Annotated in this window: 14 protein-coding genes; 8 read left to right on the top strand and 6 right to left on the bottom strand. The window is 69.7% G+C overall.

Translation table 11 applies throughout. The features are described 5' to 3' along the window. Window positions 1-58 precede the first annotated feature (58 nt). From ACFFQA_RS08030 to ACFFQA_RS08020, 3 genes are all read right to left on the bottom strand, one after another. Window positions 59-964, bottom strand: coding sequence for a hypothetical protein (locus ACFFQA_RS08030; RefSeq protein WP_377851043.1), 906 nt, complete (start codon window positions 962-964; stop codon window positions 59-61). Window positions 965-969: 5 nt separating this feature from the next. Further along, window positions 970-2,004, bottom strand: coding sequence for a trypsin-like serine peptidase (locus ACFFQA_RS08025; protein WP_377851042.1), 1,035 nt, complete (start codon window positions 2,002-2,004; stop codon window positions 970-972). 228 nt (window positions 2,005-2,232) lie between these two features. Further along, window positions 2,233-3,558, bottom strand: coding sequence for an MFS transporter (locus tag ACFFQA_RS08020; RefSeq protein WP_377851041.1), 1,326 nt, complete (start codon window positions 3,556-3,558; stop codon window positions 2,233-2,235). A 215-nt stretch (window positions 3,559-3,773) separates the two neighbouring features. Between ACFFQA_RS08020 and ACFFQA_RS08015 the strand changes: the two genes are divergently transcribed. The 4 genes from ACFFQA_RS08015 (at window position 3,774) to ACFFQA_RS08000 (ending at window position 8,649) form a co-directional block, all read left to right on the top strand. Beyond that, window positions 3,774-4,697, top strand: a complete 924-nt coding sequence (locus ACFFQA_RS08015) for a HEAT repeat domain-containing protein (RefSeq protein ID WP_377851040.1) — start codon at window positions 3,774-3,776, stop codon at window positions 4,695-4,697. A 111-nt stretch (window positions 4,698-4,808) separates the two neighbouring features. Next, complete coding sequence (locus ACFFQA_RS08010; RefSeq protein ID WP_377851039.1) at window positions 4,809-7,136, top strand: ATP-binding protein; 2,328 nt, start codon at window positions 4,809-4,811, stop codon at window positions 7,134-7,136. Beyond that, the gene (locus ACFFQA_RS08005) at window positions 7,120-7,626 is read left to right on the top strand and encodes a hypothetical protein (protein WP_377851038.1); all 507 of its coding nucleotides are present in this window, start codon (window positions 7,120-7,122) and stop codon (window positions 7,624-7,626) included. The genes ACFFQA_RS08010 and ACFFQA_RS08005 overlap by 17 nt, the downstream gene beginning before the upstream one ends. Before the next feature lie 366 nt (window positions 7,627-7,992). Beyond that, entirely contained in the window at window positions 7,993-8,649 is a 657-nt protein-coding gene (locus tag ACFFQA_RS08000; protein WP_377851037.1) for a hypothetical protein, read from the top strand. Window positions 8,650-8,651: 2 nt separating this feature from the next. Here the strand turns inward: ACFFQA_RS08000 and ACFFQA_RS07995 are convergent, their stop codons facing one another. The 3 genes from ACFFQA_RS07995 to ACFFQA_RS07985 all read right to left on the bottom strand — a co-directional run bounded on the left by ACFFQA_RS07995 (window position 8,652) and on the right by ACFFQA_RS07985 (window position 10,132). Then, a complete protein-coding gene (locus ACFFQA_RS07995; protein WP_377851036.1) occupies window positions 8,652-8,852 on the bottom strand; it encodes a DUF6191 domain-containing protein in 201 nt (66 codons plus the stop codon). Between the two features lie 172 nt (window positions 8,853-9,024). Next, window positions 9,025-9,303 carry a hypothetical protein gene (locus ACFFQA_RS07990; protein WP_377851035.1) on the bottom strand — a complete coding sequence of 93 codons (279 nt, stop codon included), beginning with the start codon at window positions 9,301-9,303 and terminating at the stop codon, window positions 9,025-9,027. A gap of 196 nt (window positions 9,304-9,499) precedes the next feature. Continuing rightward, window positions 9,500-10,132, bottom strand: a complete 633-nt coding sequence (locus ACFFQA_RS07985; protein ID WP_377851034.1) for a hypothetical protein — start codon at window positions 10,130-10,132, stop codon at window positions 9,500-9,502. Window positions 10,133-10,239: 107 nt separating this feature from the next. Here ACFFQA_RS07985 and ACFFQA_RS07980 point away from each other — a divergent pair, with 107 nt between their 5' ends. The 4 genes from ACFFQA_RS07980 to fabI all read left to right on the top strand — a co-directional run bounded on the left by ACFFQA_RS07980 (window position 10,240) and on the right by fabI (window position 13,216). Further along, a complete protein-coding gene (locus tag ACFFQA_RS07980; RefSeq protein ID WP_377851033.1) occupies window positions 10,240-10,734 on the top strand; it encodes a hypothetical protein in 495 nt (164 codons plus the stop codon). A 380-nt stretch (window positions 10,735-11,114) separates the two neighbouring features. After that, window positions 11,115-11,513 (top strand): hypothetical protein, encoded by a 399-nt coding sequence (locus ACFFQA_RS07975; RefSeq protein WP_377851032.1) that lies wholly within the window; start codon window positions 11,115-11,117, stop codon window positions 11,511-11,513. A 155-nt stretch (window positions 11,514-11,668) separates the two neighbouring features. After that, complete coding sequence (gene fabG / locus ACFFQA_RS07970; RefSeq protein ID WP_377851031.1) at window positions 11,669-12,370, top strand: 3-oxoacyl-ACP reductase FabG; 702 nt, start codon at window positions 11,669-11,671, stop codon at window positions 12,368-12,370. 42 nt (window positions 12,371-12,412) lie between these two features. Continuing rightward, complete coding sequence (gene fabI, locus ACFFQA_RS07965; protein WP_377851030.1) at window positions 12,413-13,216, top strand: enoyl-ACP reductase FabI; 804 nt, start codon at window positions 12,413-12,415, stop codon at window positions 13,214-13,216. Window positions 13,217-13,239: the final 23 nt, after the last annotated feature.

Below are 13,239 nucleotides of genomic sequence, written 5' to 3'. Positions count from 1 at the left end.
CGCTGCGCTACCTCGTCTGCTCGGTTCTGGCCTGCCGGAAGGGGGGTGCTGGCGCCGCTCATCGCGCGCCGACCTTGTCCAGGAACTCCTTGCGCGCGGCATCGGAGCCGAGCGTGGTGACGTCGAAGTCCGACGGCGCCGGGGGGAAGTCCTTGGCGGCGGCCTTGCCGGTGACGTCGTAGTTGATGACGACCTCCAGCTTCTTCCCCTCCTTCTCCAGAACCGCGTTCATCGAGAAGGACTTCAGGTCGCCGTTGGGGGCGACGGCGATCTTGGTGGGGATGAAGGAGTCCAGCATGGACGGCGGGAACTGCTTGCGGATGTCCTCCGGGATGAACATCACCCGGCCGTCGATGAAGGCCTTGAGCGTCACCCCGGTCTCCAGCAGCGCGCTGCCGTCGGCCTGCTCCTTGTACCGCTTGAACACGTTCTGCGCGTTCTTCTGCGTGATCTTGATCGCGTCCTGCATCGCGCACACGGTCTGGACACCGGCGATCAGGCAGACGTTGAACCCGGTCTTCTTGGCGAACGTCGGGTAGGACACCCACGGCGTCGGCGCGAGGTCCTTGAACCTGGCGCCCAGCAGCGCGTAGTCCTTCTCCGAGCCGCTCGGGTGGTAGACGTCGAAGTTGTCGTCGGTGCCCTTGGCGGTCCTGGACTTGGTGAAGATCGCGGGCGGCTCCGGCTTGGCCTTGTCCGCACCCTGGTACCAGACGACGTCGATCTCCTTGAGCGCCTTCCTCCCCCCGAAGGCGGCGAGCGTGGAGATGGTCGACTTCTGGTCCCTCGGCTTGGTGAACTGGTCGTCGAGCTTCGCGTAGGCCTCGTCGAAGCGGGCGGCCATGTAGGCGTTGACCTCGGCGTCGTCGGCCCGCGCGCTCGGCGTGGCCTTGGGCCCGCAGCCCGCGAGCACCAGCAGCCCGGCGGCGAGTGCGATCAGCCTGGTGGGACGTCTGTTCCGCATCGTGCTCATGCCCCCGCGTCCGCGCTCTTGTAGAGGTCGTATGCGACCTTGCCCAGGATGGAACCGAACGACTGCCTGCCGTTGCCGGTGGAGTGGGTGGAGATCAGGTAGCCGACACCGCGCGCGTCGTCGAAGCGGGTGTACCAGGGGCCACCGGAGCAGCCCGGGGTCATGACGCAGTCGATCTGGTAGGTGCTCCGCCCGCCCTGGCTCCACGTCGGTGAGGAGCACGAACGCTGCGTCGAACCGTCGAACGGCGGGGCCGTGGGGTAGCCGATCGTGCGGATGCTCTCCGCCGAGGAGTCGAAGGCGATGCCCTGGCCGCCGGTGACGCTGAGGATGTTCTGCCCGTTCAGCGGCCGCATCCGCAGGAAGGAGATGTCGTAGGCCCAGCCGTCGCCGCTCACGCCGCGCTCGCCCGACTTGGCGCCGTTGCGGAACTGCGGCGGCGCGTAGATGCTCTCCGCGACCCACCGGCCGTAGGGCCCGCGCTCGTTGGTGTCACCCGGGATGAACATGACGTTGCTCGCCCAGCCCTTGCCGTCCTGGGTGTCCCAGATGCAGTGCGCGGCCGTGGCGACCAGGACCCCGGAGGAGGAGTTGACCACCGACGCGGAGCACACGCTGTTGTAGTTGCTGCCGTAGGACATGTACAGCCGCCCCATGCTGCTGGCGGTGAGCCCGGCACGGGTCCACACGGCGCCACTGGGGTCCTTCGGCGAGGGCTTGACCTGCCCGACCGGCCCAGTGGTCGGGTGGATGATCACGCCGGTCGGCTCGTCCTTGGGCGCGTCCCCCGCGCCGGGCTGCGGCTGGCGCGGCTTGGCGTTGCGCATCCGGTCGCTGCTCCAGTAGTCGTTGACCTGTTGCGGGCTGCTGGTGAACACCTTGCGGAGATCGCTCTCCTTGGTGTTGCCCAGCTCCTCCTCCAAGTTCCTGGTCGACGGCCCTGCCTTCGGCGTCCCCGGTTGCGCGACGGTGCACGCGCCGAGGGCGGTGACGGCGGCCAGCACCGCGATCGCGGTACGCAGATAGCGCATCAGTCCCCCAGATCGACTCAAGTCTTTGCTCACTGCGATGAGGCAGGCTAGCGGCCTGGTCCGTACAGCTCAGCCCGTGCTCACCCGCCTCGCCCCGCGGGCAGGCTAGTACTGCGTTCACCCGGACGGCGCACCGAGTCCCCAACCTCACCCGAGAAGGGCACCGCTACTGACGCGCGCGGGCCCCCGGCGGTTTCGCCGGGGGCCCGCGAATCTTCGCCGGAGCGGTCACTTCTCCAGCGGGGAGTCCTTCGAGGTCTCGCGCATGGTGCCGTAGACGATCAGCGACACCAGGATGCACCCGGAGACGTAGTAGAAGTACACCGACTCGTAACCGATGTCCTTCAGCCAGAACGCGATCAGCTCGGCGGTTCCGCCGAAGACCGCGACGGTCAGCGCGTAGGGCAGGCCGACGCCCAGCGCCCGGATGGCGGTCGGGAACAGCTCGGCCTTCACGATCGCGTTGATCGAGGTGTACCCGGTGACGATGACGAGCCCGCCGAGCATCAGGAAGAAGGCGGCCACCGGCGAGCTGGTCCCGCCGAGCACCGTCATCAGCGGCACGGTGAACAGCGTCCCGCAGATCCCGAAGAACAGCAGCAGCGGACGGCGGCCGACGCGGTCGGACAACCGGCCCGCCAGCGGCTGCAGCACCACGAAGACCAGCAGCGCGAAGAAGTTGATCCACGCGGCGTCCGGCTTGGAGATGCCGCCGGTGTTGATCATGAACTTCTGGAGGTAGGTGGTGTAGGTGTAGAAGGCCACCGTTCCACCCAGGGTGAGGCCGACGACCAGGGCGACCTCCTTCGGGTGGGCCAGCAGCGCCCGCAGCGTGCCGCGCCGGGCGGGCTTGCCCTCCTCCTCGGCGGCGACCTTGGTGAAGCTCTCCGACTCCTCCATGCTGCGCCGCAGCCACATCACCACGATCGCGCCGGCCGCACCGATGACGAAGGCGATCCGCCAGCCCCACGAGCTCATCTGCTGCTCGGTCAGCACCTGCTGGAGCACGATCTGCACCCCGAGCGCGAGCAGCTGGCCCGCGGTCAGGGTCACGTACTGGAAGCTGGAGTAGAACCCGCGCTTGCCGGGCGACGCGACCTCGGAGAGGTAGGTGGCCGACGTGGCGTACTCACCGCCGACGGACAGGCCCTGCAGCAGCCGCGCCGCGACGAGCAGGATCGGCGCGAACACGCCGATGGTGGCGTAGCCCGGGGTCAGTGCGATCATCAGCGACCCGGCGGCCATCAGCGTGACCGACAGCGTCAGCGCGGCGCGCCTGCCGTACCGGTCGGCGTAGCGGCCGAGCATCCACCCGCCCAGCGGCCGCATCAGGAAGCCGACGGCGAAGACCGCGGCGGTGTTCAGCAGCTCGGCGGTGGTGTTGCCCTTGGGGAAGAACGCGCCCGAGAAGTAGATGGCGAACGCGGTGTAGGCGTACCAGTCGTACCACTCGACGAGGTTCCCGATGGATCCCCTGATCACGTTGCCGACGACGCGCCGCTCGCTGTGGCTGGGGTCGCCCGGCTGCGCCGACGGGCGGGTCTCAACTGACATCTGGCCTCCTCATGACTGTGCTCACAGTCGGGGCGGGGGCCGGTCCCGGCAAGCCGGGGCGGGGCGAATTTACGTTGGCTTAGGAAAGTCGCGAGGCCGCGTCACCGGGGACGTGTCCCCATGTGATCATGTGAACGGCGATAGTTCGAGAGCCGGGTGCGACTCCACGTGCCCGCTTTTCTGGCGGTTCTTCCTTCTCCCCGGAGCCCGATTCAGTGAGCGGTGACGACATCCGCGACCTCGCTGTTCACCGGACAGCGCAGAACGACGCCTTCGGGCTGGTTCGGGCCAAAGCGAGCGATGACCCGGATCCGCGCGCGAGGAAAGCGGCGATCGCGGCGCTGGTCGCCGACTGGCCGGGGGAACCCGACACCTTCTCGTTCCTCCATGAGCGGGTCGTTGTGGACAGTGCTCCCATGGTGCGTACGCGGATTCTGCGCACCGTCGCGAAGATGTGGCCGAAGGACAAAGCCGCCATGGCGCTGTTGCGGCGCAGCGTCCAGACCGACGCAGAACACCGCGTACGGCTGTGTGCGGCGGTTGAGCTCATGCGCCTTGAGCCGGATGAGTCGTTGTCCTGGCTGCACGAATGCGTCAGCTCGGAGGAGGCGCGAACACGTCGCGCCGCGATCGTCGCGTTGTGCACCGAATGGCCCGATGCCCCGGAAACCCTCGCTGCTCTGCACGTGGCCGCGACCGACCAGAACGACGTGGTCCGCGCGCAGGCCGTCATGGAACTCGGCGGCAGCTGCTCTACGGACCAGCAGACACTTCGATTGCTCCACGAACGCCTTGCCGATTCCGAGCCCGAGGTGCGCGTCGCGGCCATTGGCGCGCTGCGCGGCCGCGAGGACGCCGGGACGGTGGAGTGCCTGTACAGGTGTGTCACCGCGGATGACGACACCACTGTCAGGACGCGTGCGTTGCAGGTCCTTTCCGATGGCGATCTGTGGCCGTGCCACCCCGAGGCGATCACCTGGCTGGTCGAGCGCACCGCGCGAGGTCCGCACGACGACATCCGGCGGCTGGCCACTCTTCTGCTTGCTCAACGATGGGCAGCCGACCGCGGCATTCGCGCCACGCTGCGGAAGCTCACCGGCTCCGGCTTGATTCGTCCACAGTGGAGTGAGGCACGGTAGTTCCCCTCGTCGGCAAGCGATTTCCCCGTCTCGCTCGCCCGTTCTCGACGGGCTCGGGGGGTAGCGTTGCCGTGGAGAGCAGCGCCGAGCGGCACTCTGCTGGAGAACCCGATGACGCAGACATGGCAGGGGAACCTTCCCCACGATGTGACGAGCTTCGTGGGCAGGCAGCAGGAGATCGCCGACGTCACGCGGCTGGTGTCCGCATCGCGGATGGTCACGCTGACCGGCGCCGGCGGGGTGGGGAAGTCCCGGCTGGCCCTCCAGGTGGCGCGGAAGCTGCTGCGGGAGTTCCCGGACGGTGCGTGGCTGGTCGACCTGGCAGGACTGCGGGAAGCCTCCTCGCTCAGTCACGCGATCGCGGCGGCGCTGCGGCTGCGGGACCGGTCGGCGCGCGAGCCGGAGACGGTGCTGGTGGAGCACCTGGCCGACAAGCAGCTGCTGCTCGTGCTGGACAACTGCGAGCACCTGCTCGACTCCTGCGCCCACCTGGTGGGTTCCCTGCTGTCGGCCGCCTTGCGGGTACGTGTCCTGGCCACGAGCCGGGAGCTGCTGAACATCCCCGGCGAACACATCTGGCCGGTGTCCCCGTTGTCGGTGCCCGGCCAGGCGGAACCGGACCCGGAACGGCGGCCGAGGGCCTCCCGGGGACATGAGGCGCTCGTCCTGTTCGAGGAGCGGACCGCCGCCGTGCGGTCAGGGTTCGCGCTGACCCCGGACAACGAGGCGGCGGTCGCGCGCCTGTGCCGCCGCTTGGACGGCCTACCCCTGGCCATCGAGCTGGCCGCTGTGCGGATGCGCGCGATGTCGGTCGGCGAGCTGGTGGACCGGGTCGAGGACCGCTACCGGCTTCTGACCGGTGGCAGCCCTGCCGCTCCGCCCCGCCACCAGACGCTGCGCGCGGCCATCGAGTGGAGTTTCGACCTGTGCTCGGAGCAGGAGCGCACGCTGTGGGCGAGGCTGTCGGTGTTCGCGGCAGGGTTCGACCTGGAGACGGCCGAGGACGTGTGCGCGGGCGACGGCCTCGCGCGCGAGGACGTGTTCCCCGGTTTGGCGGCGCTGGTGGACAAGTCCGTGTGCGCGGTCGAGGAGCGCCAGGGCGCTCAGGTGCGCTACCGGCTGTTGGAGACGATCCGTCAGTACGGGTGCGAACGGCTGCGCGAGCACGGCGACGACGTCGCGGCGCGGCGGCGGCACCGGGAGCACTACCTGCGCCTGGCGGCCGAGGCCGAGTGGTTCGGCCCGAACCAGGTCTGCTGGATCAGCAGGCTGCAACGCGACTACGCCGACGTGCGTTCCGCCCTGGAGTACTGCGCCACCGTGCCCGCCGAGGCGCCGAGCGGGCTCAGGCTCGCCGCCGACCTGCTCTACCACTGGCTTTGCAGCTACTACCTCAGCGAGGGGCGCGGCTGGCTGGACCGCATGCTGGTGCTCGAAACGGCGCCGACCGCGACACGGGCGGAGGCGTTGTGGGGCAACGCCTGGCTGGCCATCATCCAGGCCGACATCCCCGCCGCGCGGGAGATGCTGGCCGAAGCCCGGTCGTTGGGCGAGCGGCTCGGCGAGCCGACCGTGCTCGCCTACGTCGCGCTGTTCTCCGGCATGGCCGAGATGGCCTCCCGGAACACGATGGTGGCGCTCGCGCTCTACCGGCAGGCCCTGGCCCGCCACCGGGCCATCGGCAACCCGCACGGGGTGGCCTCCGCCCTGCTCTGGAAGTGCATGGCCTACTCCTACCTCGGCGACTCCAGCCGGGCCGTCGCCCGCGGCGAGGACTGTGTCGCGGTGTGCGAAGCCGCCGGCGACATCTGGGTCAAGTCCTACGCGCTGATGGCCCTGGGCATCGAGATGTGGCGGCAGGGGGACACGCGGCGGGCGACCGCGCTGGAACAGGAGAGCCTCCGGTTCCACCGGACCCTGGACGACCTGCTGGGCATCGCGCTGAACTTCGAGGTGCTCGCCTTGGTCGCTGTCGCCGACCACCAGTACGAACACGCCGCCCGGCTGCTCGGAGTCCTGCGGACCCTCGTGCGGTCCACCGGCGTCTCCCTGGCCGAGTACGCGCACCTGGAGACCTACCGCGACGAATGCGTGCGGCGGCTTCGCGATGTCCTCGGCGAGCGGTCTTACCAAGACCTCGTGCGCGAAGGCGCGGCGCTCACACCGGACCAGTACTTCGCGCTTGCCTTGCAGGAGAAGGCTCCGGTCGGGACGCCGCGACTGACCCGGCGGGAGCGGCAGGTGGCGGAGCTGGTCGCGCAGGGCCACGGCAACCAGGAGATCGCCGACAGGCTCGCGATCGCCCGGCGCACCGCGGAGGTGCACGTGGCGAGGATTCTCGCGAAGCTCGGCTGCGCCTCCCGCGCACAGATCGCCACCTGGGTGCGGGAACAGCGACCCAGCCACGACGAAGGAGGGGGAGGTGCCGGAAAGCACTGAGGTCTTCCGGTTCCGGTGGCACGGCAGCCACTATCCGGGCAGCCCCGTGGAGGAGCTGTGGTTCGCGATCGAGCGGGACCAGCGGGGAACGTGGTGGTTCGACGCGTACGTCCTCGGGCGGGTGCGGCTGAGCGGTGGTGCGCCGCATGTCGCGCGGTTCGCGCGCTGGCTGCTGGAGCCGCCGCCACAGGAGCGGTACGAGTCGGAGTTCCTGCTGGTCGACGACGAGCCGCAGCCCGGACGGGCGATCTCGTGGCTGGCCCGTGGCGCGACGGAGCCGGAACGGATCGACACCATCGAGCTGACCGTCGAGGTGCTGCTCGGCCGCGAAGGCGAAGGAGGCCCCGAGTTCCTCCAGCTCGCGCCCGCCGGGCACGCGCCGGAGCACGGCATCGCCTTCCAGGTCTGCGCCGAGCTGGAGTGGGACCCGATGGACCGCACCACCCTCGAACGCACCGCCACCGCCCTGCTCACCGCCACGTCGACCTAACGCCCTCGGCCCGGCCCGGCGCCCCGCAGTGCGCGCCCTGCCCGGCGCCCCCCTGCCCGGCGCCCCGCAGTGCGCGCCCCGCCCCCTGCACACGCGGCCCAGCTGGCGTGGCCTGGCGCTCCGCGGTGCGCGCCCCGCCCCCGTGCGCGCGCCTCAGCTGGCGTGGTCGGGGGTTTCGCGTTTTGTAGGCTTAATGCGCGAAAGAGCGCTCTCATTTCGCATTAAGCCTACAAAACGCGAAAAGACGAGGTGCGCGGCTTGGCTGTCGGTGGATGCCGGTAGAACGATCAGGCGGGAGGGGCCTCTGCGCGCGCGGCAGCGGGCGGCCGCGGGCGGCAGCGTGGGGCGGACGGAGGGAGACCGGGGATGTGGCTGGAGCGCTGGGGAGTGACCGGCAACCTGATCATCGCGGTGTGCCAGCCACTGGTGCTGTTGGGGCTGCTGGCCGGCGTTGAGCACCTCGCCGTCCACGGGCCGGACACTGGCACCGCGACGTTCTACAAGGTCGTGCTCGTGGTGCTGGTGGGCGTTGTGTGGCTCTTGTCGATCGTGCTCTCCGCGCATCCCTTGCCGCTGTTCCTGGGCGCGGTCGCGTCGATGATCGCGATGGGGGCCACGGTGAGCGGCATCGAGTCGGCGACGATCCATGAGCGCGGGCTGCGAACCACCTGCCTGGTGCTCGACGTGGCCAAGCGCACCGAGACCACGTCGCACTTCGAGTCCACGACCAACCCCGACGGCACTCCAGGGCCGGGCAGGTGGACCACGACCACCACGACCTACTACGACCACCGGCTGCGTTGCGACGACGGCCCGATCGACAAGATGACCCGGCACTCCGTCGCCGCGGACGAGGGACAGCGGCTGGAGATCGCCTACGACCCGGTGGGCCGGGTGGACCCCATGCCCGCGAGTGAGGTGACCGACGGCAGCGGAGCGCGGGACATCGCCCTCATCGCGCTGGGCATGGCAGTGGTCCTCCGCGTAGGTGGAGTGCTCTGGGAGCGCAGGCACGGGTGGTAGTGCTAGGGACGGACCTCGCGGCCGGAGCCCAGCTCTTCCGGTCGCAGGACGACGACCCCGCGATCCAGGTCCGCGCCCAGTCGCGGCGGGGCGCCCTCGGGATCTTCCTCGCGCATCTTCGACATCGAGAACTCGTGGTCCAGCTGCACGCGCTTCATCCCGTAGAACATCGCCGTGAGCTCGTTGACATACGTCCCGGGCACCAGCTTCCCGGCGCAGCTCATAGATTCCCGTAGCCACCAGCATCAACGTCCCGCCCGGAATGCTCCACGTCAACACCGTCTCGACTGTCCCCACGCACTGCGAACGACCCAGCAGGCGATGGCGTTCCTGCTCACCCGAGGGCTGGGGCGCCAGGCACCCCAGCCCTGGTGATCAGTTGTAGTAGGTCACGAACAGGACCCAGGGGTTGATGGCGCCGCCGACGGGCGCACACCTGCTGCGGCCTCGGAGGAGCGGCGTGTTGGACATGTCCCGGCACGCCTGCTCGGTGGAGTACCTCTGGAACTCCTGCTCGTAGGAGCCCGCGACGGCATGCGTCGTCGAAGCGGTCCGCGTGGTGTCGGCCATGGCGGGTGCGGCCGCGATCGCCGCCGCCGCGGTGATGGTGCCCGCCGCGACAACGGTGGCTGCCGCCAGCCTTGCGATGCGCATTCTGAGACCTTTCGGAGTAGTTGACTAGGCCGAACGAGGCTAACGACGGCAGTACGCCAACCACCGGTCGATCGGAGAAAGATCATCCGGCTGCGGTAGTCCCACACCCGTCCTTGTCCTCCGCCTGCGGTAGGAAGCGCCCGCCGAGCGTGAAACCCATGCGGGACAACAACTCTGCACGCGTCCCGGTCGCGGCTCAGCGGTCCCCACCGAGTCGCTCCACGTCCTCCTCGGCCAGCCGGAGGCGCTCCTCGGCAGCCCGAAACGCCTCCCGCGCCGCGGCCAGCTCGGCCTCCGCCCTCGCGAGCCTGAGGCGGTCCAGCTTCCGCCGGGGCCTCATCCGCAGCAGCGGCGCGGTCACCTCGGGCCAGCTCGCCTCATCGTCCGGCCGCAACGTGGTGGTCAACCGCCCGGCCGCCAGCACGGCAGCGGCGTCGGCGTTGCTCGTCGCCGTCGTCAGGATCTGCTCCAGCTCCCGCTCCACCGAGTCACTGAGCGGCGAGTGCATCGAGGCGGCCAGGCGCAGCAGTGCCCGCACGGCCCGATGCCGCCGCTGCCCGAGCTCCCGCAGCCTTGCCCCGTCGAGCCCGGTGTGCGCCGCCCGCAACTCCTCACCCACCCGGAGGAGATCGTCCACGTCCCCGGGATGCGCGCGGACAAGCCGGTTCGCCAACCACGCGGCGGTGGAAGGCTTGCGCAGAGCGGAGATCGCCTTGGCGGCACCGGTGTCACCGGCCTGCTTGGCCTCCGCCACCCACGCGTTGCGCGCAGCGGTGAACTCGCTCGGTGGCAGGCCGTACAGCTCCGCCGCGATCGCCTCCGTGTCCACCGGAGAATCGTGCCCCCGTCACGGCGGAAGTGCCATGCGGTGGTGGCCGGTGTGGCGCATGATGGCGGGATGCAACCGAGTTCCTCCGTCGCGCCGTCTGGACAGTCATGTGCGCATTTCGGCTGACCGCGACCGTGTTCACCGGCCTGGCGCTGCTGGCGGCTTGCGGGGAACGGGCACCGGGCGGTGGCAGCGGGTGGGCCTGTCCTGGCATCGCCGCCCGGTCGGGGATCGGTCTGGACATCGAGCCACCGCTGGCGGCGAAGGTCGCCAAGGCGTCGTTGAACGGCAAGGACATCGACCTCGCCGAGTCGACCAAGGCGGTGCCGGCCACGTGCACCGGCGCGAACCCGCAGGACTCCTGCCAAGCCACGATGGTGCCCACGGGCGGCAAGAACGGTTTCCTGGACGTCGTTGGGATGGCCACCGCGCCGATGCGGGTCAGTGTCCGGCTCCTCGATGCGGCCGGTGAGCCGATCCTGGAGAAGGACATCGAGCTGACGCCCAAGGAGGTCTTCCCCCACGGGCCGGAATGCGGTGGCGGGCAGCCGCAGGCCGGTGTCATCGTCGCCGCGGACGGAACGCTCCGCGCCCGAGGGTGACCCAGCGTCCGCTACGGTGCCTCCCCTGCGGGGGCAGGGGGAGCAAGCGGCGTGGTTCGCGCTGCTCGGGCCGGACCTGGCGCGGGTGCGGAGGAGCATCCGGGGAGATCGTCCACACTGGACTCCGACCTCGCCGACTACCAGGCGGCCTACCTCGTGGGGGCCGGGAACGGGTGTCGAGACGGCGACCGCGAAGCTGCTGGATGACGATCGCCTGCTTGCCGCCAGGGCGGCGGGGCTGGTGCGCATCGAGGGTGTGACGGCCCGGGCGAGAAGGTGGCAGCGCGTCCGGACCAGCGAGCTACGCGTGCCGGAGCTGCAGAATCGGGGCTTGCGTGCCTATCCGGACGTGGAAGCTCGGCGGGCGGCGGCGGGAGCCCGTGCAGCAGGAGCAGTTGAGCCTCGGCGTCGAGAGGAGGTGGATCGTGACAGGCGGGTTTGTGGTTCCCGCGTTCGACGAGTTCGTCGAGGTCTTCGGCGTCGGGCCCAGAAGAGCCGATGGAGCCGATACCGTTTACGAGTTCGAGTTCGCTCTCGACGGCGATGATTTTCTCGGGTTCTCCTACGACATCGTCTGGCGGTCCGTTCGTGTTCGGTGGCTGCGCCAGGAAGATGTCCTTGTTGATGTGTTCCGAGAGGGTGCTGACCGGCTGGTGCTGGAAGACGGCGGTGCGGAGTGCGGGCTCGCGGTCGACTTCCGCACCGCTTCCCTGGCTGGGCAGCTCCGTGTCCAGGTCTTCCCCCGGGTCGCGATCCGGGACGAACTGCTCCTCGTTTGAGAGGATCCTTCACGTAGCGCGTGCGGCCCGGGGGTTTGCGGCACCTGGGCGCACGTGGGGGCCGGCATCGCGGCGAACAGGGCCAGGTATTCGGGTTTCGCGCTGACCAGATAGCCTTGCCGCCGTTCGCGCGTCAGCTGTCTAGGGAGTGCACTGTGTCTCGGTCGGTACTGGTCACTGGCGGTAACCGCGGTATCGGCCTGGCGATCGCCAGGGCCTTCGCGGAGCAGGGTGACAAGGTCGCCGTGACGCACCGCGGCTCCGGCGCGCCGGACGGGCTGTTCGGCGTGCGCTGCGACGTCACCGACGCCAAGCAGGTCGACGAGGCGTTCTCCGAGATCGAGCGGCAGCACGGGCCCGTGGAGATCCTCGTCTCCAACGCCGGGATCACCGACGACACGCTGCTGCTGCGGATGACCGAGGAGCAGTTCACCCGGGTGATCGACGCCAACCTGACCGCCGCGTACCGGGTGGCCAAGCGCGCGTCCATGGGGATGCTGCGCAAGCGCTGGGGTCGGATGATCTTCATCTCCTCGGTGATCGGTCTCTCCGGCGGCCCCGGGCAGGTCAACTACGCCGCGAGCAAGGCAGGTCTTGTCGGCATGGCGCGCTCGGTGGCGCGGGAGCTGGGCTCGCGCAACATCACCGCGAACGTGATCGCGCCCGGGTTCATCGAGACCGACATGACCGCGCACATCAAGGACAAGCTGGAGGCCGAGATGGCCCGGGTGCCTGCCGGCCGCGCCGGCAAGCCCGAGGAGATCGCCGCCGCCGCCGTCTTCCTGGCCTCCGACGCCGCGTCCTACGTCACCGGCGCGGTGCTGCCGGTCGACGGTGGCATGGGTATGGGCCACTGACCTTTCTGTCTCGTTCGGACTGTCCACTTCGGAGGGTGTTAGGTGTCAGGTCTGCTTGCCGGTAAACGACTGCTGATCACTGGTGTGATCACGGAGTCCTCGATCGCGTTCGACGTCGCGAAGATCGCGCAGCAGCAGGGCGCCACGGTCGTGCTCACCGGCTTCGGCCGGATGAGCCTGGTGGAGCGCATCGCCAAGCGCCTGCCCGAGCCGCCGGCCGTGCTCGAACTCGACGTCACCAACTCCGAGCACCTGGACAGCCTCGCCGCGCGCGTCGGCGAGCACGTCGACGGCCTCGACGGCGTGCTGCACTCCATCGGGTTCGCGCCGCAGTCCTGCATGACCGGCGACTACCTGGAGACGCCGTGGGAGGACGTCGCGACCGCGATGCACGTCTCCGCGTACTCCTTCGCGTCGCTGACCAAGGCGTGCCTGCCGCTGCTCGGCGCGGGCTCCTCCATCGTCGGCCTGGACTTCGACGCGCGCTTCGCGTGGCAGAACTACAACTGGATGGGCGCGGCCAAGGCGGCGCTGGAGTCGATCAACCGCTACCTCGCGCGGGAGATGGGCCGCCTGCACGGCATCCGGGTCAACCTGGTCTCCGCCGGACCGCTGCGCACCACCGCCGCGCGCTCCATCCCGAACTTCAGCGAGATGGAGAGCCAGTGGAACGCGCGCTCCCCGTTGGGCTGGGACCCGGCCGACCGCACCGGTGCGGCGAAGACCTGCTGCGTGATGCTCTCCGACTGGATGCCGGTCACCACCGGCACGATGGTCTGGGCCGACGGCGGGTTCTCCGCCATCGGTGACCGGGTCGAGCCCTTCGCGCCGACGCCCAAGGACTGACACCCCGCGCAAGCGGCACGGGT

Source organism: Allokutzneria oryzae, from assembly GCF_042429765.1.
GTDB lineage: Bacteria > Actinomycetota > Actinomycetes > Mycobacteriales > Pseudonocardiaceae > Allokutzneria > Allokutzneria oryzae.
The sequence above is the reverse complement of the archived record's forward strand: the minus strand, read 5'-3'. Positions and strand labels throughout refer to the sequence as shown.

Excerpts from the sequence above, each read along its gene's own strand:
- ACFFQA_RS08010 (WP_377851039.1), top strand. The coding sequence starts at position 4,809 with ATGACGCAGACATGGCAGGGGAACCTTCCCCACGATGTGACGAGCTTC.
- ACFFQA_RS08030 (WP_377851043.1), bottom strand. The coding sequence starts at position 964 with ATGCGGAACAGACGTCCCACCAGGCTGATCGCACTCGCCGCCGGGCTG.
- ACFFQA_RS08020 (WP_377851041.1), bottom strand. The coding sequence starts at position 3,558 with ATGTCAGTTGAGACCCGCCCGTCGGCGCAGCCGGGCGACCCCAGCCAC.
- ACFFQA_RS07980 (WP_377851033.1), top strand. The coding sequence starts at position 10,240 with ATGTGCGCATTTCGGCTGACCGCGACCGTGTTCACCGGCCTGGCGCTG.
- ACFFQA_RS08025 (WP_377851042.1), bottom strand. The coding sequence starts at position 2,004 with ATGCGCTATCTGCGTACCGCGATCGCGGTGCTGGCCGCCGTCACCGCC.
- ACFFQA_RS07990 (WP_377851035.1), bottom strand. The coding sequence starts at position 9,303 with ATGCGCATCGCAAGGCTGGCGGCAGCCACCGTTGTCGCGGCGGGCACC.
- ACFFQA_RS08000 (WP_377851037.1), top strand. The coding sequence starts at position 7,993 with ATGTGGCTGGAGCGCTGGGGAGTGACCGGCAACCTGATCATCGCGGTG.